This is a genomic window from Sphingobacterium sp. UT-1RO-CII-1, assembly GCF_026711005.1.
Lineage (GTDB): Bacteria > Bacteroidota > Bacteroidia > Sphingobacteriales > Sphingobacteriaceae > Sphingobacterium.
Window position 1 is genome coordinate 423,767 of the sequence record NZ_JAPPVJ010000005.1, and the last position, 23,076, is coordinate 446,842.

The 23,076-nt window shown below is 36.8% G+C and carries 19 protein-coding genes; 7 read left to right on the forward strand and 12 right to left on the reverse strand.

Translation table 11 applies throughout. The annotated features are described in order from the left end of the window. Positions 1 to 66: 66 nt before the first annotated feature. A complete protein-coding gene (locus tag ORI89_RS13560) occupies positions 67 to 1,257 on the reverse strand; it encodes a phosphoglycerate kinase (protein ID WP_268231026.1) in 1,191 nt (396 codons plus the stop codon). Between the two features lie 337 nt (positions 1,258 to 1,594). Beyond that, positions 1,595 to 3,361: a signal peptide peptidase SppA gene (sppA, locus tag ORI89_RS13565; RefSeq protein ID WP_268231027.1), complete on the reverse strand. Its 1,767-nt coding sequence runs from the start codon at positions 3,359 to 3,361 to the stop codon at positions 1,595 to 1,597. A 352-nt stretch (positions 3,362 to 3,713) separates the two neighbouring features. Between sppA and ORI89_RS13570 the strand changes: the two genes are divergently transcribed. Further along, positions 3,714 to 4,073: an Hpt domain-containing protein gene (locus tag ORI89_RS13570; protein ID WP_268231028.1), complete on the forward strand. Its 360-nt coding sequence runs from the start codon at positions 3,714 to 3,716 to the stop codon at positions 4,071 to 4,073. Here the strand turns inward: ORI89_RS13570 and ORI89_RS13575 are convergent. Both ORI89_RS13575 and rho read right to left on the reverse strand, forming a co-directional pair. Further along, on the reverse strand, positions 4,070 to 4,750 hold the full coding sequence (locus ORI89_RS13575) for a CDP-alcohol phosphatidyltransferase family protein (protein WP_268231029.1): 681 nt from the start codon (positions 4,748 to 4,750) through the stop codon (positions 4,070 to 4,072). The two genes, ORI89_RS13570 and ORI89_RS13575, sit on opposite strands and share 4 nt — an antisense overlap. A 75-nt stretch (positions 4,751 to 4,825) precedes the next feature. Then, entirely contained in the window at positions 4,826 to 6,316 is a 1,491-nt protein-coding gene (gene rho / locus ORI89_RS13580; RefSeq protein ID WP_268231030.1) for a transcription termination factor Rho, read from the reverse strand. A gap of 638 nt (positions 6,317 to 6,954) precedes the next feature. Between rho and ORI89_RS13585 the strand changes: the two genes are divergently transcribed. Then, positions 6,955 to 7,812, forward strand: coding sequence for an N-acetylglucosamine kinase (locus tag ORI89_RS13585; protein WP_268231031.1), 858 nt, complete (start codon positions 6,955 to 6,957; stop codon positions 7,810 to 7,812). A 75-nt stretch (positions 7,813 to 7,887) separates the two neighbouring features. On the opposite strand, the gene ORI89_RS13590 is transcribed toward ORI89_RS13585, so the two are convergent. Together ORI89_RS13590 and ORI89_RS13595 are read right to left on the reverse strand one after the other, a co-directional pair. Further along, positions 7,888 to 8,583, reverse strand: coding sequence for a metal-dependent hydrolase (locus tag ORI89_RS13590; protein WP_326494315.1), 696 nt, complete (start codon positions 8,581 to 8,583; stop codon positions 7,888 to 7,890). 15 nt (positions 8,584 to 8,598) lie between these two features. Then, the gene (locus ORI89_RS13595; RefSeq protein WP_268231032.1) at positions 8,599 to 8,913 is read right to left on the reverse strand and encodes a YbaB/EbfC family nucleoid-associated protein; all 315 of its coding nucleotides are present in this window, start codon (positions 8,911 to 8,913) and stop codon (positions 8,599 to 8,601) included. A gap of 125 nt (positions 8,914 to 9,038) precedes the next feature. Here ORI89_RS13595 and ORI89_RS13600 point away from each other — a divergent pair, with 125 nt between their 5' ends. Next, positions 9,039 to 9,536 (forward strand): ABC transporter substrate-binding protein, encoded by a 498-nt coding sequence (locus tag ORI89_RS13600; RefSeq protein WP_268231033.1) that lies wholly within the window; start codon positions 9,039 to 9,041, stop codon positions 9,534 to 9,536. Between the two features lie 37 nt (positions 9,537 to 9,573). Here the strand turns inward: ORI89_RS13600 and ORI89_RS13605 are convergent, their stop codons facing one another. Then, a complete protein-coding gene (locus ORI89_RS13605) occupies positions 9,574 to 10,572 on the reverse strand; it encodes a hypothetical protein (protein ID WP_268231034.1) in 999 nt (332 codons plus the stop codon). Positions 10,573 to 10,850: 278 nt separating this feature from the next. Between ORI89_RS13605 and ORI89_RS13610 the strand changes: the two genes are divergently transcribed. Then, positions 10,851 to 11,426: a thymidine kinase gene (locus ORI89_RS13610; RefSeq protein WP_268231035.1), complete on the forward strand. Its 576-nt coding sequence runs from the start codon at positions 10,851 to 10,853 to the stop codon at positions 11,424 to 11,426. A 58-nt stretch (positions 11,427 to 11,484) separates the two neighbouring features. On the opposite strand, the gene ORI89_RS13615 is transcribed toward ORI89_RS13610, so the two are convergent. After that, positions 11,485 to 12,006, reverse strand: coding sequence for a glutathione peroxidase (locus ORI89_RS13615; protein WP_268231036.1), 522 nt, complete (start codon positions 12,004 to 12,006; stop codon positions 11,485 to 11,487). Positions 12,007 to 12,018: 12 nt separating this feature from the next. Continuing rightward, positions 12,019 to 12,882, reverse strand: a complete 864-nt coding sequence (locus tag ORI89_RS13620; RefSeq protein ID WP_268231037.1) for an N-acetylglucosamine kinase — start codon at positions 12,880 to 12,882, stop codon at positions 12,019 to 12,021. Between the two features lie 143 nt (positions 12,883 to 13,025). Here ORI89_RS13620 and ORI89_RS13625 point away from each other — a divergent pair, with 143 nt between their 5' ends. Beyond that, the gene (locus ORI89_RS13625) at positions 13,026 to 14,756 is read left to right on the forward strand and encodes a M61 family metallopeptidase (protein WP_268231038.1); all 1,731 of its coding nucleotides are present in this window, start codon (positions 13,026 to 13,028) and stop codon (positions 14,754 to 14,756) included. Between the two features lie 44 nt (positions 14,757 to 14,800). Here ORI89_RS13625 and ORI89_RS13630 read toward each other — a convergent pair whose 3' ends face one another. Continuing rightward, the gene (locus ORI89_RS13630; protein WP_268231039.1) at positions 14,801 to 15,328 is read right to left on the reverse strand and encodes a hypothetical protein; all 528 of its coding nucleotides are present in this window, start codon (positions 15,326 to 15,328) and stop codon (positions 14,801 to 14,803) included. Between the two features lie 372 nt (positions 15,329 to 15,700). Here ORI89_RS13630 and ORI89_RS13635 point away from each other — a divergent pair, with 372 nt between their 5' ends. Then, on the forward strand, positions 15,701 to 17,461 hold the full coding sequence (locus tag ORI89_RS13635) for an AMP-dependent synthetase/ligase (protein ID WP_268231040.1): 1,761 nt from the start codon (positions 15,701 to 15,703) through the stop codon (positions 17,459 to 17,461). 1 nt (position 17,462) lies between these two features. Beyond that, positions 17,463 to 18,443, forward strand: coding sequence for a YihY/virulence factor BrkB family protein (locus ORI89_RS13640; protein ID WP_268231041.1), 981 nt, complete (start codon positions 17,463 to 17,465; stop codon positions 18,441 to 18,443). A 98-nt stretch (positions 18,444 to 18,541) separates the two neighbouring features. On the opposite strand, the gene ORI89_RS13645 is transcribed toward ORI89_RS13640, so the two are convergent. Both ORI89_RS13645 and cls read right to left on the reverse strand, forming a co-directional pair. Beyond that, on the reverse strand, positions 18,542 to 21,262 hold the full coding sequence (locus ORI89_RS13645) for a carboxypeptidase-like regulatory domain-containing protein (protein WP_268231042.1): 2,721 nt from the start codon (positions 21,260 to 21,262) through the stop codon (positions 18,542 to 18,544). A gap of 66 nt (positions 21,263 to 21,328) precedes the next feature. Further along, a complete protein-coding gene (gene cls, locus ORI89_RS13650; RefSeq protein WP_268231043.1) occupies positions 21,329 to 22,804 on the reverse strand; it encodes a cardiolipin synthase in 1,476 nt (491 codons plus the stop codon). Between the last annotated feature and the right edge of the window lie 272 nt (positions 22,805 to 23,076).

Sequence of the window (23,076 nt, forward strand, 5' to 3'; positions counted from 1 at the left end):
TGCCTGAAAGTAAAAAGGCTATTCCGATATTCCGGAATAGCCTTTTTCATTATAGATTAAGCTGGCTTAATCATTCAAAGCCTTAACCCCTGGCAATACTTTACCTTCCATATACTCCAATAAAGCCCCTCCACCAGTACTTACATAACTAACATGCTCTGTCATTCCAAACTTAGATACAGCTGCTGCCGAATCGCCACCACCGATTAAAGAAAAAGCACCTCTTTCTGTCGCACCTACAACTGCATCAGCAACCGCACGTGTTCCTTTGGCGAAAGTATCAAATTCAAAAACACCCATCGGGCCATTCCACAACAACGTATTGGAAGCATGAATTACATCCGCAAAGTGCGCTGACGACTCAGGGCCGATATCTAAACCTTCTCTATCAGCAGGAATAGCATCGTTCGCTCCATTATATACATCCGCATCATTGGCAAAACGATCTGCAATCTGCGCATCTGTTGGAAGAACAAGGTTAACACCTTTTTTCTCTGCTTTTTTAAGTAGTTCATTAGCCAAATCAAGCTTATCCAGTTCCACTAAAGATTTACCGATCTCGCCACCTTGAGCTTTCACAAAAGTATAAGCCATTCCACCGCCAATGATAAGATTATCTACCTTGTCCAACAACGCTTCGATCAGCTCAATCTTATCAGACACTTTTGCTCCTCCCATAATTGCTGTAAAAGGACGATCCGGGTTATTCATTATTTTTTCAGCGTTATTGATTTCCGCCGCCATCAAATAACCTGCAAACTTATTGCCTGGAAAGAAATCTGCAACCACAGCTGTAGAAGCGTGTGCACGATGTGCTGTTCCAAATGCATCGTTCACATATACATCGCCAAGTTTAGACAATTTCTCTGCAAATGCACGATCGCCTTTTTCTTCCTCTTTATAGAATCTTAAGTTTTCCAACAAAAGAACTTCACCAGCAGCCAAGTTTTGACTAACTTTTAAAGCTTCCTCACCAATACAGTCATCAGCAAATTTTACCGCAACGCCCAAAACATCAGAAAGATGCTTAACAATATGTCTTAACGAATATTTATCTGTAGGGCCATCTTTAGGCCTGCCTAAATGTGACATTAACACTACTGAGCCGCCATCAGCCAAGATCTTTTTTATGGTAGCTTTAGCTCCCTGAATCCGGTTATCATCCGTTATAGTAAAGTTCTCATCTAGAGGAACGTTAAAGTCTACGCGAACTAAGGCTCTTTTGCCCGAAAAATTCAACTCATCAATTGTTTTCATACCTGTATATATCTATTTTTTTTTATCTATTATATGAAATACGCATACGCATTTCTATTTATTCACTATTTATTACCCTGATCTTATCGATGAACGCCTGCCCACTACTTCCTAAAAAGAACAACCACAGGCACAAATAACCTTATATCACCCGACTTTTAAAGCAACAGCGTCAATAACCAACCTCTCCAGCAGAAGGGAAGCTATATAAACACGTCTGACCTTACAGATCAACTATGTGTATAAGTAAGAAGTATGGTTTCAAGTTGATCTTTTATTATTAAAGCCATAAATATAAAAAAAAGCACCGAATTTTATCATTCGGTGCTCTATATTTTTAATGAACTTCTAAACTATAGGGCATTCGCGCCTGAATACCCGAAGATCGAACTACAGTCTTCAGCTGCATGACATAATTCCGCAATTCGCCAAGCTCATCAGCAAGCATCCACATTTTTATCTTTTCTTTGGAAGTGCTCATCAACGATGAAAAAGGATCTTTTATAGAAGGATAATTTACCACTCTATAATTCTCTAAATTTGCCTTTGCTGCCGCTGCTGCCACAGCACGGTCCATACCGCCGATTGCATCTACCAAACCTATATCTAAAGCTTGAGCTCCCGTCCAAACACGCCCCTGCCCTATACTGTCAACCTCAGCAATGCTCATATTACGCCCATCAGCCACTTTACCCATAAAAGTTGTATAGACACGCTCAACTTCTTTTTGAATAATAGACCGTTCTTCTGCCGTCATAGGACGGTCAGGAGAACTTAATAAATTAGCAAACTTACCTGTTTTAACCTCATCGATATGCACCCCTAGCTTGTTATTAAGTAAGCCTTTAAAGTTAGGGATCAACCCAAAAACACCAATAGATCCGGTAAGCGTTTCGCGCTCGGCAAAAATAGAGTCAGCCAAAGCCGAAATATAATAACCTCCCGAGGCCGCATAATCGCCCATAGAGACAATAACGGGCTTTTCTTTATTAGTAAGCTCCACCTCACGGGCTATAATATCAGATGCCAGAGCCGAACCACCCGGCGAATTTACACGCAAAACAACAGCCTTAACCCGTTTATCACGGCGCAATTTGCGAAGTTCTCTCGAAAACTTATCGCCACCGATATTAGTTTCCGTCCCCTCACCATCCACAATATCTCCCGATGCATACAGCACAGCTATACGATCAGCAGAAACATCAGTCTTCGCTTTCTCAGCATAATCCAACAAAGACACACTAGCAACATCTTTCGATTCTTCAATATTTAACTTCTTTTTAAGAAGAGTCAATAACTCATCCTTATACAACTTGCCATCAACAAACTTAAGCCGAACCGCATCATCCGCATTGCGAATCAAATATTGGTCAGCTATAAGGGTTAAAGAATCTACACTGAGACCTCTAGCACGTGAAACATCATCTAAAAAAGAAGAATACATACTACCCAGATAAGCAGAAACCTGCGAACGGTTAGCATCGCTCATTTCGTTTAGAATAAAAGGTTCAACAGCAGATTTATAGGTACCCACTTTAACTACCTGCATATCTACGCCTAATTTATCCAGCGCTTCTTTCATAAAAGTTATGGAAGAAGAGAAGCCTTTAAAATCCAGAGACCCCTCAGGGTTTATGTAAATTTCATCTGCTAAGGAAGCCAAATAGTAAGCTTTCTGCGTGTAGGTATCGCTATAAGCAATGATAAACTTACCTGACTCTTTAAAATTCAATAATGCGTTATATATTTCTTTCAAACTAGCCATGCCTACATTAATAGAGGAAGGATTAAAATAAATCCCCTTAATACGGCTATCATCTTTTGCAGCCTTCAGTCGCCCAAGAATATCATTCAAACCCATGGTCTTATATTGTCCATATCCCGGAATTTCTAAACCTTCAAACGGATTTACTGCCGCACGTTCCGTGATGCCATGATTTAAAGAAACATACAATACTGCATTTTCAGGGACTTTGCTCTCTGCGCTACTTCCGACTTGACTGATCATACTGGTAATAAGACCGACAGTTATCATAAACAAAACGACGATAACGATACCAATACCAGTAATAGTCGCTAAAACATATTTAAAAAAAGATTTCATAGTTGCTAAATATTAAAAGCAGTAAATAATTTCATTTCTAGTTAGTGAATTTGAAAATTCAATATACAATTCAATGGTCAAGTAGAATGCCAAAATCAAAGAATAAGTATAATTTTCCATCAAAGCGTTACACTTCATCTTAAAAAAAAGAAAATCATACCCAAATGCAAAAAATCTTTAAAGATAAAAATCACTAATTAAAATTTGAATACCCTAAATTAAATCTTTATTTTGATTTCCTCGAATATTTTAATGCATATCCTTTATCTTTAAATTACAACTGTAGTTTTTGATTTATTGAGCTAAAAACACTATTATTAAGGACTAATACACCGTAAAAAAATATTTATATATGGAAGAAAATTTTCAAATTATACAACCCGCTCTTATCGCTGAAACCCTCATGCATAACGCAGAAATAATAAAACAGTTTATAGCACTATATGAATCGCAGATACCTGTCGATTTTACTGCACTCGAGGAAGCTATTAAACAGGAGATACACACTGAAATAGCCAGCGCAACACATCATATTAAACCAACGATGAGCTACATTGGTGCCATAACAATAAAAGAAAAGCTAGAACAACTAGAAGAACTCGCAAAAAACAACAGCGATATAATCACTATAAGGCAGCACCATGAGCTCGTAAAAGATGACTATCATGTGCTAATCGAAGAAATTAGCAGGTATGCGAAGTCGCTTAACTAGGACTTTTCAACAATAGCAAAATGCACCTTAGAAAGAAGCATATACAGCACCAAAATGACAGGAAAAGCTATGAATCCTAAAGAAACTAATAAGAGGATGCTAAGTAATAAAAATAAATACTTAAACTTATTCTCTCTCCAGGAAAGAGAAGATAATTTCATGCTGAACAAACTGATTTCGGAAACTAACAGATAGCTACCAACTAAGACAAGGCCTAGCAAAACAAATTCATTATATACAAGAGCAGGATATTTCTCCCCGATAAAAGGCAAAGACATAACAACAAAAGTATGCATAGGTGTATTCAAGCCTATAAAGTCGGTGTTTTGCCTCTCATCTACATTAAATTTTGCTAAGCGTAAAGCCGAAAAAACAGTGACCACAAAACCTAGGTAAGGAAGGTAAGCGGAATCCGAGCTCTCTTTCAAAAGCATAAAAAATACAGCTCCGGGTAAAAAACCAAAACTAACCATATCTGCCAACGAATCGAGCTCCTTACCTATATTAGATTTAACATGCAGAGCCCGAGCTGCCATACCATCGAAAAAGTCAAATATACCGGAAGCCAAAACGCAATAAAAAGCAAATAAATAAGATCCTTCAAGGATAAATAAACCCCCCAAGCATCCACTAAAAAGATTTAAACACGTTATAGCATTTGGAATATGTCTCTTCATTTGTAAAGAATTTGTATAAAAAAACCACCTCCTGAAATTCAAAAGGTGGTTCAAAAATATTAAATAAAGAGCAGATTAGCCATTCATGCTGATCAAAAACTCTTCGTTGGATTTCGTTCCACGCATACGCGATAATAAAAACTCCATGGCTTCTGTTGAGTTCATGTCGGCTAAATGATTTCTCAAAACCCATAAACGCTGCAAAGCATCTCTATCCATCAACAAGTCGTCTCTACGTGTACTCGAAGCCGTCAAATCAATAGCTGGGAATATACGTTTATTAGATAGCTTACGATCAAGCTGCAACTCCATATTTCCAGTTCCTTTGAATTCCTCAAAAATAACTTCATCCATTTTAGAACCGGTCTCTGTTAGAGCAGTGGCCAAAATGGTCAATGAACCACCGTTTTCAATGTTACGTGCCGCTCCAAAGAATCTTTTAGGTCTATGAAGAGCATTCGCATCTACCCCTCCTGACAATATCTTACCAGAAGCAGGAGCAACTGTGTTATAAGCACGCGCTAAGCGTGTAATAGAGTCTAATAGAATAACTACATCGTGGCCACATTCAACCATACGTTTTGCCTTTTCTAGAACAATATTGGCAATTTTTACATGGCGCTCTGCAGGCTCATCAAATGTTGAGGAAACGACTTCCGCACGAACATTTCTCGCCATATCTGTAACCTCCTCAGGACGTTCATCAATTAACAAAATAATAAGATAAACCTCAGGGTGGTTTTTAGCAATAGCATTTGCTACCTCTTTTAACAAGTTTGTTTTTCCCGTTTTCGGTTGAGCTACGATAAGTCCACGTTGCCCTTTACCTATAGGTGTAAATAAATCCATAATACGGGTAGAGAAGTTACCCATACCGAGATCTAAATTTAGCTTTTGATCTGGAAATAATGGAGTTAAATAATCAAAAGGTACACGGTCACGGATTTCGGCCGGATTTTGTCCGTTAATAGCTTCGACACGAACCAATGGAAAGTATTTCTCTCCTTCTTTTGGAGGACGTATAGAGCCTCTTACATTATCTCCCGTTTTAAGACCAAAAAGCTTAATCTGAGATTGAGAGACATAAATATCATCAGGAGAAGTCAAGTAGTTATAATCAGAAGAACGAAGAAAACCATAACCATCAGGCATAATTTCCAACACCCCCTCATTAACAATCACATTATCAAAGTCTGTAGCTGCAACAGTTGTAGGGTTATCAACACGTCCTAAAACATTTGAATTATCAGGAGCATGATTCGCCGCTCCAGACTCTACCGTGTTTGAAGAAGACTCGACCTTTCTATCGTCGGCTCCAGGTCTCTTAACTACAGAGATTGGTTCTGTTTTGACAGTTCTTACACGTTTTCTTGGACGCTCAGCGCCCTCAGCATCATCTACTTTCTGTACTGCGGGTTCAGTCTCTTTAGTAGACTGCTTCGCTATGTCTGATATGCGATCAATCAATTCCTGCTTACGCAGTTTTTCTACATCGGCTATGCCTAATACTTTTGCAATCTCGCGTAACTCCGACACGAGCTTGGTATTTAGTTCATTAATATCCATTAACTTGTTATTATGAGATATAGGATTTTACTAATTTTTGAATTCACCTGATTCTTTTCAGCAAATGCTACTATACTTAAGATACACTAAAAAAATTTAAGCGAGGTGTTCGCTAACGATTTAAACTTTCCAAAACTTCTAAAGATGAATTTGAGAATCGGCACAAAAATAAGATAATATTTGTAACTTCAAAGAAGTTTTTAATAAAAAAATATTTAATACGTGACTATACGGTATTAACGGAACAATATAGAAAATGTTTTACGATAAACCAAGTTTATATTTATTTCATCCGTTTTCGTGACTGAAAAAGATGTGAAGAGGAATATATAATCAACTCATAAAAATTAGATCATAATTTAAACCAAGCAGGTACATTTCAACAAAAAAACAGCTTCGAAATAGCAATGATATTGTACAAAATACACTAAGTGTTTAAAAAAAAGTCAAATTAAAAAAGCCCGTTTATAGCATCACAAAGCAGCTTTTCCCACTAAATCGCACTTTAATCAAAATTTGATCAGCATTTAAAAGCTTTTAAATTCTTGTTTTTAGAGAGAAAAATGTATTTTCGGAAAGATTATATGGTAAATAGGTAGAAAATAAACTAAAAAATAACACAATAAAACCAATATATAATGATCATCATTGCGGACGGAGGATCAACAAAAACAAACTGGTGTTTGTTGGATGATTCTAATAAAAAAATATATTTCAACACCGAAGGGTATAACCCGTACTTTGTTGACAGCGAATACATTGTCAACTCCTTAAAAAAAGGACTACCCCACGACTTACCTTTTGACAAAATAACAGAGGTAAATTACTACGGAGCAGGCGTTCATAATGAAGATAAAGCTCAGATTGTCGAGGTTGCAATGAGTAAAGTTTTCCCAAATTCAAAAGTAGAAATTGGACATGATTTGTTAGCTGCTGCCCGTGCTTTATTGGGTGATAAACCTGGTTTTGCAGCTATCTTAGGAACAGGAACTAACACCTGTATTTATGACGGTGATGTAATCACACATCATATAGACTCTGCGGCCTATATATTAGGTGATGAAGGCAGTGGAAGTTATATAGGCAAAAAGTTATTGACAGACTTCATACGTGGCTTAATGCCAGAAAATGTAGCGAAATCATTTTTTGATACCTATAAGTTGACACCAGACGAAATTATGGACAACGTATACACAAAACCTTTAGCAAATAGATTTTGTGCAAGCTTCAGTAAGTTTGTCTATGACAACAACGTCAACATAGAATACACAAGAACTATCGTAGAAGATGCATTTGAAGCATTCTTTAAAAACCTAGTTAGCAATTACCCTGACTATCAAAAATATACTTTCAATTGCATTGGTTCGGTAGGATACAACTTCCGCAATGTACTGGAACATAAAGCAAGCCAATACGGCATGCAAGTAGGAAAAATACTAAGATCGCCTATTGATGATCTAGTTACTTTCCATATTAATAGATCTCAAAAAGCTTAATAAAAGAAGAAGCCCCTAATAGTTATTAGGGGCTTCTTCTTTTATAGACCTTTATTATTTCACTACAGCCAAATTTTACTTGCTTTCCAAAGTTAAAGACTCGCCTATATTTAGTAAATGTAAGTTCAGACCGGCTTTTGTAAATTTATCTACAGCATCTGTACGGTCAATTGCTATTGGAGGGAAAGTATCATAATGAACTCCTATAATATTTTTGCAATTAATTAACTTTGCAGCTTTGATCGCATCGGAAACGTCCATGGTATAATGTCCGCCAATAGGTAAAAAAGCCCAGTCAAGATTTAAATCCTCTAAAAGTTGCATCTCCTTTGTCAAAGCAGTATCTCCAGCAAAGTAAACCTTTTGCCCATCAACAGAGAACACATATCCTACAGGTGCACCCGCATAATCTCCCTCAGGTGTACTATTCGTATGCAAAGCATAAACCATTTTAACCGTACCAAAAGACAGATTCAATGTACCTCCAAAATTTAGCTCTATAACCTTATCTTCAGCCACCCCTTGTCTACGTACCCAACTTGCCGTTTCTACAATAGCAACAACCTCTGCATTACTGTTTTTTTGTATAACAGCCATATCAGCAACATGATCTTGATGACAATGGCTCAATAAAATATAGTCTGGTTTAATGGTATTTATGTCAATATCCTGGGCAGCACTATTATAAGTGATAAAAGGATCTAACAACACCTTACTTCCATTAAAGTTAATCTCAACACATGAGTGCCCATAAAAAGTAGTCTTTATCATAGAAATTATCTGTTATTATTTATTAAATAAATTACCCAAACCCCCTAAGCCTCCTAACAAATCTTTAGACATAGCTTGCATCTCCGTCTGACTAACGCTATCAGCAGCTTCGATAGCCTTATTAACAGCAATAATTAAAAGTTCTGCAAGTTCCTCACGCTCTACATCCGCAAAGAAAGCTTCATCGATTAATATATCTTTTATTTCTTTATTACCCGATGCGATAACCTTAATCTTACCGGCCTCAACCTCACCCGAAACCGTAATATTATTTAAACGTTGCTTCACTTCCTCTGCCTTCTGCTGCGCAGCAAATAATTTATCAAACATAATTCTTAACTTTTAAAATATAAACGCAATTTACAAAATACAGTCAAAAATAAGCTCATCCAAAAACATATCTATTAGGTTCTTTACATGAGCTTCATTACATTTGCTAAAAAAATGCCCGAAGCATGTTAGATTTAAAATATTACGAGCGTATCCTCGAAAATCAAAAAAGAACAAACACTATAAAAGCGGAAATTTTAGAGGAAGAAATTGATATTATACTACACAAATTAAAGTTCATCGAGCAACAACAGCGCCCCTCAGTTCTTGTGCTCGATCAAAAAACAAACTTTAAGCCGAAAGCTGATGAAGCTATACGAAACATTATAGCAATAGCCGGAGGCAAACTGTTAACAAGCGAGCTAGATAACGAAGTAGATATTATATTGATCCAGCAATCAGATGACTCACTTTACAGCGAAGTAATTAACATACTTCAAAACACTGCTTTCAAGGACAAGAATGCTATAAAAGCTAATAAAATTTATATTATTCAAAAAGAAAACTTTGGAAAAGACCCCGAGGATTTTCTGGCTGATGTAGAAATTGCTGCCGAAACAATACAATCCAAATACTTTATTTTTGGAAGACAAGGTACAGATTGGGTACAATTTGAATTATAATAAAAGCGGGTTACCCGCTTTTATTATAATTCAGCACTTAATTTAAAAATTTTTTGCGCAAAACAACATACAGTTTTTCTACTGTTTGAGGTTTATCAGCCCAGTTATTCTTAAGCGCATAATTTGTTTGTAAAAAAGCATCGGCCTCTGCAAAAGATCTATATCTATTTAAAAGCTCTATAGCTTCACTATAAGCTAATGAATAACCATTAAACAGATCTTTAATAAAAAGCAGTTTATCATTTAAATTAATAGAGGTCTTCAAGTCCAGATCAGCAGTTTTACTTTCAACCCGGTTGATTCCCAAACCGGCTTCAGTAGCAACTTTCCTTTGTTGCTGTAACATCTCATTCAAAGTAAGTGGTTTTGTCACTTTCTCTTCCTGAACTCCGGTATCCGAAATAACATTTACAGGCCTACTTTCCTCAACGATTTGCTGCACAACAGCTCTTTCTTCAACTATTTCTTCCTGTGCTTTCTCAAAATGAGGGACAGGCTCTTCATTCTTAATTTCTACATTTTCAGGAACAGTGTTCTTCTCAATATTCTCAACAACAGGCTGTTCTGCCTCAGAAAAATCAAACTCTGGTTTACCCTTGTTATCTGCTGGTGCTGTATAAGCTAAAGGAGGTTCTTGTGCAACAACATTAGGCTCTTCCTGGGCAGGCACAACGGGACTTTCATTAACAGCTTCCTCCTTTGCTTCAGCTACGCTTGAACTTACCGGCTCCTCCTCCCGATCTTTAACACGATTAATTGGCGGTGTAAAAAAGATAGCAGGATCAACCTTTTTTACAGGATCTTTCATCACATAGTCTTGTTTTTTGCTAGAAGAAGAATCACTTTGCTCACTAGTCAATCGCCGGTATGCTTCAAAGTGAGCTGACAAGTATTGAATATCAGCTTCCAGCATTAAGAAATCCTCAAATGCAAAGTCAGCAGGTGCATTTACAATAGTTTGATAATCTGTATTTATACTTTCCAGTAACTCTCCAATCTTAGAAAGTACTTTTTCCTTGGCTTTTACCATTTTCATCTATTAAAATTAAACTCGTGTTCACTCTATCACTACCACTCATTGTTAAAGTTCATATGTGTATAATCTATTTTTAGCGCTCATATGAAATACTCATAGCTATTTGTCCGTAGCTACACATGAGTATTTTACATTAAACAATCTGATAGCGAAAAGATTCTGATTTACACACAAAGCTACATATCAAATTTAATAATATAATTTCGATATTAGCAGAAAGGAGCACAATATTTAACGATTGTTAACGCGTCGCCCTTTTAAAAATAAAAATAGATTTAATGTTGTTTTCCGAACATAGTTTTATAAATAAAGACAATAATATAGGCAGTATAGAAGTCATCTGTGGATCGATGTTCTCTGGTAAAACAGAAGAACTTATTCGCCGAATGAAAAGAGCCCAGTTTGCCAAGTTAAAAACAGAGATATTTAAACCCAGTATTGATATTCGCTATGACAGTGAAGCTGTAGTTTCGCACGATAGCAACAGTATCCCTTCTACACCAGTCTCTCACTCCTCAGCAATTTTATTATTAAGTGCTGAAACTAAAGTTGTCGGAATTGATGAGGCACAGTTCTTTGATAACGATTTGCCAAATACCTGCATTAAATTAGCTAACAAAGGAATTCGCGTGATTGTTGCCGGCCTAGATATGGACTTCAAAGGTCAACCTTTTGGCCCAATGCCCGCGCTGATGGCTATTGCCGAGCATGTCACAAAAGTGCATGCTGTCTGCATGCAGTGTGGAGCCCCTGCTAATTATTCCTTTCGAATAACAGCGCATAATGAGACTGTACTAATCGGTGAAAAAGACAATTATGAACCTCGCTGTCGAAGTTGTTTTTACACGAAATAAATTTTAGAGCCTCAATAAACCGCATCCATGAAACAACTCGAGGGTGATAAATATCCTGCTATTTTTTCAGATATTGAACAATTTCATCACTTAAAGGATTGACCTTAGAACGATATCGTTGAACAAGATTACCATCTTTATCGATCAAAAATTTCTCGAAGTTCCAGGCTATTTCTCCCGTAAACTCGGCTCCCTCCAGAGAAGTCAGGTATTTGAACAAAGGAGCAATATCTTCGCCCTTGACATCTACTTTTTCGGATAATAAAAATGTCACCCCGTAATTTCGCTCACAAAACCCCTGTATTTCCTCATTCGAGCCCGGCTCTTGTGCTCCAAAATTATTTGCAGGAAACCCGATAATAACTAAGTCTTTACCATACTGCTCATGCAAAGCCTGTAAATCTTTATACTGCCCCGTATAGCCACACTTAGAAGCAGTATTGACAATCAAAATATTTTTACCCTTAAAGTCTGCCATACTAATTTCTTCACCATCAATAGATGTAAAGCTAAAGTCGTATATAGAAGGGGCTGCACTAACCATAGCTGCTAACAATAAAATAGTATTTACGAATATCATAATAATCTGTTTTTATGTATGTAAAACCTGAGTTTCTCTATCAATCACAAAATTAAAAAGCTTATCAATAGGGCTCTCTAAAATTGTCCCTACTTTAACCCCCAGCACTTCACACACTTCCCGCAACTGCAAGTCAAAATAGTATGCTATGCGTCCGACAAAATTCACATGAAAATCCCAGTAGTTAGGATAGGTCATAACATTCGTGCGTATGAACTCATCAAAACCATTCCGCACTAACCGATCAATATAAGGGTGCAATATATGCTCTGACATAAACTCAGCAAATGATGCAAGATAGGCATTGGGTCTATCCTTCTGATAAACGTTTTTAATGACGATATCTTTATTAATTCTATATTTTGCAGCAAATTTATCACTCAGATCTTTAGGCATATTACCGTAAAGAAAAGAAGTTATTAATTGCTTGCCAAACCAAGCTCCTGACCCTTCATCACCCAGCACATAACCTATACCATGTACGCTAGTTTTCAAATATTCTCCATCAAAAAAACCTATATCCGATCCCGTCCCCAGGGTACAAACATAGCCCTTATCGTTACCGCAAGTAGCATATGCACTACCCAAAAGATCACTTTCCACAGAAATAAAAGCAGTAGGAAAAATTTCAGTTAATGCATTAGAAACAATTTCTCTACGATCGGGTGTAACACAACCTGCTCCAAAAAAATGAACTTCATGTATCTCATTCGCATAAGGCAAAATTTCAGGAACATCTTTCATTACTTTGGCAATCTCTTTCTCGTTAACAAAAAAAGGATTTAATCCTTTTGTTCGGAATGACAATGGTTTACTATCCGGTAAATTAAGCATCCAATCGGAATTTGAAGACCCGCTATCGGCAACTAAAATCATACAGCAATATAATATATATATCCTAAATCAAAGATAATAAAATAACATTAAATATAAATTGAATAAGAAATCTACTGCGAATTACCCGTACTATAATAATAAGCTTAACTTTGTATTTTGTTTTCAAAAGCTAAATATGCGACATGATATCTCAAATCCATTATACCGTATCTTTTAAAGAACCTCAAGCACACTATGCTGAAATAGAACTCCAAATAGTTAATTTCACAGAGGAGTTTATCACATTAAAAATGCCGACATGGACTCCCGGATCTTATCTCATCCGTGAATATGCAAGACATGTAGAATCTCTGACTGCATATAGTGACGGAAAAATAGTAGAACACGAAAAAATAGATAAAAACACTTGGCGTGTAAAAAATGAAAAAGAAGGAATAACCATCAAATATGCAATTTATGGTTTCGAAACTTCCGTGCGCACGAACTTCATCGATAGTGACCATGCTTTTTTGAGCTCGGCAGCAACATTTATGTATATAGATAACTACATAGATCACCCCATCACCATTGAAGTAAAGCTACCGTCGCAGTGGTCAAAAATATCAACAGGACTACAAGCCGTACCCAATAAAGAAAACTGCTTCTATGCAGCAAACTTTGACATCTTATTTGACTCTCCTCTTGAAATAGGAAATCAGGACATTTGGCACTTTGAAGCCGCAGGTATTCAGCATGAGTTTGCAATGGTAGGCGGCGGATCGTATAATAAAAAACGCCTTACCGAGGATATAACAAAAATAATTGAAGTGGAGACTAAGATTTGGGGAGAGAACCCCAATGACAGATACGTTTTCATTACACATAATTACCACAATGGATATGGAGGCTTAGAACACCTGAATTCTACAGTATTAGCAGCAAGCCGAAATGCATATAAAATACCTGCAGCATACAAAAACTTCTTAAGCTTAGTAGCCCACGAATACTTCCACCTTTGGAACGTAAAACGACTAAGACCATACGCGCTGGGGCCTTTCAATTACGACGAAGAAAACTATACGGAAGGACTTTGGATAATGGAAGGCTTCACCTCCTACTATGATAACTTAATCGTGAGACGTGCCGGGTTATATTCTGTCGAAGAATACCTTTCCGCCTTAGCCAACGAATTTAATCTGGTATACAACAGAGCTGGTCACAAAATACAATCTGCAGCTTTGGCCAGCTTCGATACCTGGATAAAACAATATCGCCCCGATGAAAACTCTCCAAATACTAGTATATCTTATTATAATAAAGGAGCCATGTTAGCGGTTGCACTAGATCTTAAAATAATAAGTGATACCGACGGAAAGCTACGTCTGGACGATGTGCTAAAAGCAGCATACCAACTTTTCTACAAAGAAAACGAACGTGGGTTTGAGGAGCATGAGTTTAAAAAATTAGCTGAAGAAATAACGCAGGTAGATCTATCAGAAATATTTGATGCAGCGCATACCACCAATGAACTTGATTATAACAGCTACTTTAACCGTGTTGGATACAGCTTTATTAACACGAGTAAAGACAGTAATGAGCGCAGTTTGGGGTTAAAAACACATATCGTTGACGGGCGGATACTGATAAAAACGACGGAAAGAAATTCAGCAGCATGGGATGCAGGCTTAAATGTAAATGACGAAATTATAGCCATTAACAACAACCGGTTAGATACCGCCAGTAAAGACCTGGACTTTATTCTCGAAACCAGCGAAATAGACGAAATCTTGGATATTTTAATCGCTAGAGATGGTCTGATAAGAACCGTCCACACACCTGTCCGTAAAAGTTCTAAAGAAACTTGGGTTATACGAAAAAACACTGATGCCAGCCCTCGCCAAAAAGAACTTGGCGAAATATGGCTCTCCGAATAATAAAAGAAAAGTGCTGTTACCAGAACAGCACTTTTCTTTTATTATTAAAACTTATAGCGTATTGAAAAACCTATTGGATCAAAAATTTTGATCGTACTCTCCTGTAAAAAATCAAAATAAGGCTTAACATCCAAAGAGAGACTAATCGGTGCTGTGGGAATATTATACTCAATACCTACAATACCATCAATACTAAGCGAAAGCTCTGTTTTTTCCTCACTCCAGGCATTAACAGGATTATTATTCTCGTCTATTGTCTGCATCAGATAAGACTTTTCTTTAAAGCTACCGATACTTCCACCAAACCCGTAATACCAGTTAAAGTCTCCTGTCAAAGGTTTTACATATTGGTATAACCCTGTTAAGCGAAACCGTGCTCGTTTAGAATTGCTCTGCATGCTGACAATAGCTTCTAATGCCCGCTGTTCATCAGAAGTATACCGATAAGTGAATCCGGTAGAACTACCAAATCTCCCTCCAATACTATGTTGATTAGAAGTCTGTGCCTGAGCATGGATTGAAAAAAATAAAGCTAATCCTAGCGAGAACAATAACGCACCTGCTTTTTTCATATGTATACAATTTATTTTTACTTATCATATGGAATACTCACCCGTATTTTCATTTCATTAAAAATGAGCATCCTTTGTATTATAATCATTTGATTGAACCATACCTTTTTCTGCATCAACAAAAAAGATTACATACCGACTTCTGTTATTTTTTTTAATTTAAATAACTATGTCAGCATAATAATTTTATATAGTTACTAAAATTTAGTATATTCAAATGTACTATTTTTTTTCAATGAACTAGTCCGCTGAACACGTTAAAAACTGTTATTCTGCTGACTGTTATTTCTTTTAATCTTACAAGAAATAAGAAGGCAAATAGTTAACTTAGTAAAACATTATATCATTATAAACTGTTAATTATTGAGATTTATGAACAAAGTAAAGAGAATATTCGACATACTTGAACACTATAAAGAGCAACACAAAAGCTCATGCATTGTTGCAGGTAAAAAGGATGGTGTATGGGTGAAATACTCCAGTGAAGAGTTTTTATCACATATCGACAACCTCAGTAAAGCTTTAATTGCAAAAGGTGTACAAAAAGGGGATAGAATTGCCCTTATGTCGGGAAACCGGCCTGAATGGAATATTGTAGATTATGCGTGTAACCAGCTCGGAGTTGCTATTGTACCCCTCTACCCCACTTTATCACCTCAAGACTTGTCTTTCATCATTAATGATGCTGATATCAAATTAATATTTGTCAGCAATGATGCGTTATGTGAAAAAATAGACTACGTGATACAGGAACACCAGCTCAAAATAGAAATTTTCACTTTTGACGATGTTCCTAATAAAACAAACTACAATGAGTTGATAGAAGCTGGCGGTCAATTATCTACAGAATTGCAACCCTATCGAGATCTTGTTCAACGAGATGATCTATTAACACTCATTTATACATCAGGAACAACGGGAAAACCAAAAGGAGTTTGCTTAACACATGGCAATATACTTAGTAATGTCGAGGCCTGTGAACACTTGGTGCCCGCCCATGTTAAAACAGCGCTAAGCTTCCTCCCCCTATGCCATATATTTGAAAGAATGGTTGTATACCTTTACTTTACAAAAGGCATGCAGATACACTATGCAGAAACGCTGGATAATATTGTCGTAGATATTAATGAGGTTAAGCCGCAAGTTTTCACTACCGTACCTAGAGTATTGGAGAAAGTTTACGATAAAGTTGTTGAAAAAGGAAAAAACCTAACAGGCATAAAAAAGGCACTCTTCTTTTGGTCATTAGATTTAGGACATGTATACCAGGAACCACCAAAAAACAGCTTCTTTTACAACCTAAAACTAGGTATCGCCCGAAAATTAGTTTTCTCAAAATGGCAAGAAGCACTAGGCGGAAATATAGAGCTCATTATCTCGGGAGGAGCAGCCCTCCAAGAAAGGTTAGCACGTGTATTCTGGGCTGCGGGGATTAAAGTCCTGGAAGGTTATGGGCTCACAGAAACATCCCCTGTAATAGCTGTTAATTCACATGTAGAAACTGATGTTAAGTTTGGTACAGTAGGCCGCATATTAAAAAATCTGGATGTAAAAATTGCAGAGGATGGTGAGATACTCGTCAAGGGGCCGAGTATCATGACGCATTATTATGAGAACGAAGAAGCTACAAAGGAAGCTATAGACGCAGAAGGCTATTTCAAAACTGGGGATATAGGAGAAATAACCCCCGACAACTTCCTGAAAATAACAGATCGTAAAAAAGAAATTTTTAAAACTGCAGGCGGAAAATATGTGGCTCCACAGGTTTTAGAAAACAAATTCATGGAATCTGTTGTTATTGGACAAATAATGGTAGTGGGTGAAAACCAACGTTTCCCTTCGGCCTTAATAGTTCCGGCTTTTGAAGAACTAAAAAAATGGTGTACACATAAAGGAATACCATACACTTCAAATGAAGAAATTATTAAAAACCCATCAGTGATTGACAAGTTTCAGCGAGAGGTCGATCGTCTAAATGCAGATTTTGGACAGTGGGAAAAAGTAAAAAAAATAGTACTATTGCCTAAAGAGTGGACAATAGATGGCGGTGAACTCACGCCTAAACTAAGCTTAAAAAGAAAAGTATTATTACAACGCAACGAAGAGGTAATAAATAATATATACAAAGAATAATATGATAAAAGAGACGGTGTTACCAAAGTTAAAACGATTTATAGGACTTATCTATAGGGCAATCGTAGACTTTATGGATGATAAATGTCTCAAAAAGAGCGCCTCACTAGCTTATTACACCGTATTTTCAATAGGTCCCTTAATTTTAATTTTAATAGGGGCCTTAGGCTTTTTCTACGGAGCACAAATGGAAAGCCCAACCGGTCCGCGCGATGAAATAATGAAAGAACTAAATGAAATTTTCGGACCGGATATCGCGACGCTATTGGAATCAACCATTCAAAAAATTTCCTTCGAAAGTAAAAACAGCATAGGGGTATATATAGGTATAGGTACTTTAATATTTTCCGCAACCACGACCTTTGTTGATATCCAAAACTCGCTGAATGAAATTTGGCGAGTTAAGCCAAAACCCAAAAAAGGATGGTTAAAAATAATATTAGACAGGTTGCTTTCCTTTTCCATGATCATTGGCCTAGGCTTTCTTCTTATGGCATCTCTCGTATTAAGTAGTATTCTTAGTGTGATGATGAACTACTTTACACAATACCTAGTGGATGTAGATATGGAACTCATTAATCTCCTCAATTCGACAATCTCTTTCTTGGTCATCACTACATTATTCGGCTGTATTTTTGCATTTTTACCAGATGCAAAATTAAGGTTTAGAGATATTCTTTGGGGAGCCATATTCACCTCACTATTATTCCTATTGGGAAAATCGTTTCTTGGCTATTACCTATCCACAAACGCAACAGCTAGCTCCTTTGGCGCTGCAGGTTCCGTGATTATCTTACTCTCTTTCATCTATTATTCTGCAGCTATTTTATATTTTGGTGCCGAGTTTACAAAATGTTACGCGATAGAATATGGACGAGGCATAATCCCCAGGTCCTACGCAGTCATACTCAAACAAACAGAAATTGAGGTCGATCACGATGAAAATCATGAAAAGGAGATAACAACTACACACAAGTCTTAATAGGCGGCACTATAATGCTATATAAAGTAAAAACGGATTCTACACTTTCATAGAATCCGTTTTTACTTTTATAATAAACGAAAGACTTACCTTTCCTATTATTTTACATGATAATAGTAAACCTTACGCCCGATCGTCCCCAGCTCATCTTGCCCCTCGACAACTACTTTATATTTCCCCGCCCCATCGGCATTATAAAAATCTAATGTAACTGCCCCATCCTCATCCAATATAACCTCAGGATTCCAATAGATCGTTGTTCTATAATCGTTAATGTTTTTACTATCTGCAGTTTCATACTTTGGCATATAAAAATTTCTTTCTTTCACATAGCCCAGAGGTACCATATCAATAATATTGGTCTTCGGAAGCAAACTTTCTATTTCTGCTAAAGACATACGTGGTTGTTTTTTCTGCGAATCTTTTTTCATCATAATAGAAACAACCCCGTCATTTTGGTACATTCTACTAACAGTTCCTAAATCATCCCGCATAAATATCTCAATCGCCTCAATCTGTGACGGCTGTATAGAATTTAAAGAAGGTTCATCAATCGGCATCCCATCCAAAAAGAACTGAACGGGAACACGGCTCCCCTGGTTATAATTACGACTGACGTAATATTTTAAAGTCTGATTGTCATACGTTATTCCGGTTAACAGGGTAGACAAACACATAGTCAACACATTACAGCCCGATATTCTATCTGCTTCAATTCTATGCTCAGGCATCGACAGTCCTGATAAAGAAGAAAATTCTTTACTGGTAACCTGCTTTTTTTGAATGCCTGTTACTTCAATCTCATCGATTAAAATCGATGTCCTATATTCGCTTTTACTATTGCTAAGGTAGGCTTTCATAGCCTGATCTATATTCTGTACGTTATTACTTGAATAGGGATTGCTCTGATCAATTGCAGGGAAGAAAGTAGGGTCCATATTGATAACCAAATTTCTAAAATTATCATTACCCCGTGCATTTATGGTAGCCGTAGAAGAGTCAGGAAAAACTAAGTTTTCAAAAACAAACCTTCCATTATTATCCGTATAAGCGTCCTTACGGATATTTCTTGCAGGAATTGATAACAACAACCCTCCATTAGGATAAGGTCTTCCCGTATTTAAACGCAGAGTACCCGATAAACTTATCCCTTGTTCAGGGAAAAACTGTATCTGAGGTAATTTTTCTGCTATTAAATCTTTGTAATCAAAGCGTCTAAAGCCCTGAGTCATTAGGAGTACATTTAGCGCTTCCGCTCTATCCTCATTTTCTGCATTAAAATAGTAATTTGGGTTCTCGACATAACCCTTCAGATCAGATGTTAACAAATAATTACTTAAAATACCCAGCTCTTGATCATCATCATAAGGTACTTTAACATCATCAGTAACAGAAACCGAAAAACTACCTTTGATCGAATCTTGCATCGGCACATTTATAGCCAGCTTTACAAGCTCTTTTTGCCCATAAGTAGGTTGATCAGTCTTCACATCAATTTCTAATAATCGTTGTGATTGATTAAAAACCAAACGTTCACTGATCAGTTCACCTGTAGGTTGCATAATAGTCATCTGAACGATACCATTGGGCAGTTTATCTTTAGGGATATTCACTAAAACTGAAGAGTTCTTTAATGTTGCCTGAGCAGCATACACCAAATAACCATTAGACTGCCCTAGAATGTAGAAAGATTTACCGTTCATCTTCTCAAAATAAGCATCGTTAGACACAAGCCCTAACTGCAGATTTTGATCATCATTATTTACCAACACCACATTGATCCCCTCGTCCTTGACCTCAGGAAGATCATAAGTGCGCTCCTGTCCATTCTCAAAACTAACTGTAGCTTTATATTTTTCACCCTTCAAAGGCATAAAGTCGATCACACCCATACCGAAATTCAGATCTGAAAAAGTTACAACCTCCTTTTTCTTACTATCTGTAATTTTTCCCTTTACCCGAAGTCCTTTTCCATCACTGCCCACGGCTTTAAATGCCAATTTTTTCGACAATCCACTGATCAGGTCTCCTCCTTCTGGAAAAAACTGTACATCGGCATCCCATAATGCATTTTGCAAGGAATAGCTACCCACCAAGGTAGGTGATGCTTTATCAACATCCAGCTTTACGATAAGTCGTCCTTTTTCTAAAAACTGTCTATCTTTAATAGTCAAACCGATGGTCACTCTCCCCATGTCATCCGTCTCTGCTTTCCCTTTATCAAAAGGATCCCATCCATCAATCGCCTCCCAAGTCAGCTTTTTACGGGACAAAACCTGACCTTCTTTATCACGAAACTGAATAGTCGCTTTTGTTTTCGTATTATTTTCAGGAGCAAACACAACATCCGCACCTAACTTTTTATTAATAGCATCTCCGACGGGTACAATCTTGTTATAAAAGTAAGAAGGATCAAAGTTTGTCATCCACTTTGTATAGGCTCTGAATCTATAGCTATCCTGCGCTATAAACTGAGGGTCAAGTACCAATTGTCCTTTTCCTGTATTCCCCTTCAATGGAATCCGAAGAGTCTGCATTAAAGAGTCTTTACTGGTCAAGACATCAACATAAACTATTTTACTAACATCATAATCGAAGATGTTATGGTTTAAATACGTTTTAAACCATAAAGTATCCCCCACAGCATAGTATGGTTTATCAAAATGCAGGTGCACCTTCTCGACAGGATATACACCAAAATACTTCTGTACCTTCTCTACAACCGTATTAATAGGGATTTCAGGAAGCTGTTGTGCATTTAATGAAGAAAATCCTAAAGAATAAAAAAGTACGGCCAATAAATAATAATGTCTTCTCATAAGAATATAGCTGTAAGCGGAGCTAAATATATTGTTTTTTATTGCAATAATAAAGAATTTAACAGCTTATAACAGCGGAGCCAATAATCTGCACAAAGAATCTACCCCTCTTTTCCAAACATTTCTCTTTTTCCACTCAACTAAGGTCATTAGCTCACTATCACGTTTATCCTGCTCAAATTGCGCCTCCATCTGTGCACATAAATCTTCATCCGCAATAATAGCCGCGATTTCAAAATTGATATAAAAACTGCGAATATCAAGATTGACAGTACCAATATAGGATACCTTCCCATCTATCGTAAGTGTTTTGGCATGAATAAAACCCTTCTTATAAAAATAAACCTTTACACCGCGCTGTAACAAAGGCTTAATAAAAGAAAGGCTCGCATGCTGCACAACATAAGAGTCAGAATATTCAGGTAGCATCAATTCTACATCTATTCCTGCCGCTGCTGCAATTTTCAAGGCTGTTGACAACTCATCACTGGGTATATAATAAGGAGTAACCAGACGTATGCTTTTATCTGCTTCACCGATCCCGATCAATATAGCTTCCATATTATATGGGCCAACAGATCCTGGATCGCTAGAAACAAAGGAAACATCGGCATTCCCTTTTTTCAGTTGATAAGGCTTACTGTGCAAGTAGCCTTCTTCCAACTGGAAAGGCTCCCCATCGGTCAGGTTCCACGATTTCCAAAAACTGATCTGCAGCATATTAATAGCCGGGCCTTCAATGCGTACGGAGGTGTCTCTCCAAAAGACTTGATTTGTCGAAGACGCATCATTAATATAACGGTCTGAAATATTGATCCCACCGATATAACCTATTTCACCATCAATTACAGCTATTTTTCTATGATTTCGATAATTACTATTCGCTAACGAGGTGAAAGTAACCGGCATACATTCACTAAAAAAAAACTTTAAATCCTTTTTCTTTCGTAATACACGAACCAGTGACGAGGAACCGATACTATCCAACAGTAACCTGACAATTACCCCCGATGTAGCCTTTTCTTCTAAAATATCAAGGACTTGTTCACCGATGTTACCTACTTCAAAAATATAATATTCCAGATGTATAGAATGCTTCGCATTTTTTAAAGACATTATAAAATCAGGAAACTTTTCTTCACCATTCGTTAATAACTTTACATAGTTACCAACCGTGGGAGACGAAAGTCTTTCATTCTTTAAAAAAGTAAATACACGTGCTAAATTACCGATACGTTCACGAATTTGAACCATATCCTTTTTCATATAAGGCTCCAAGTGTTGCCACTCTTTACGCATACGGATATCCTGCATATGGTTGCTTTTTTTTATCCGATTTACTTTTGAGAATTTTTGACCAAAAAAATAATAAATAAGTAAACCAACGATAGGAAGAAAAACAATAACCATAATCCAGGCCATTGTCTTCGATGGATTCCTATTTTCAATTAAAATAGTACTGATCACACCTATATACAAAAGAAGAATAGGCAACCAATACCATTCTTTAAAAATATGTAAGAAACTATCAAGTATCTCCATAGCTTAACCTTAAAACGCTAAATTTAAGCTTTTAAAACGATCTGCACCACATCAAAAAAAGCATTATTATAATTAACCACAAGAATTTAAAGGAAAATATTGTTCTATATAGACCAAAAGCGTACTTTTAGGGCATATTCTACTTTGAAAACAACATGCAGACAACGTTAAGAATTGTTAAAGATTTAACATTTTCAAGATGGAGTTGTTATTATTGCAACACTATGTAACTAAACCGTTACAGTAAAACAAATCATATAACTCATATATTG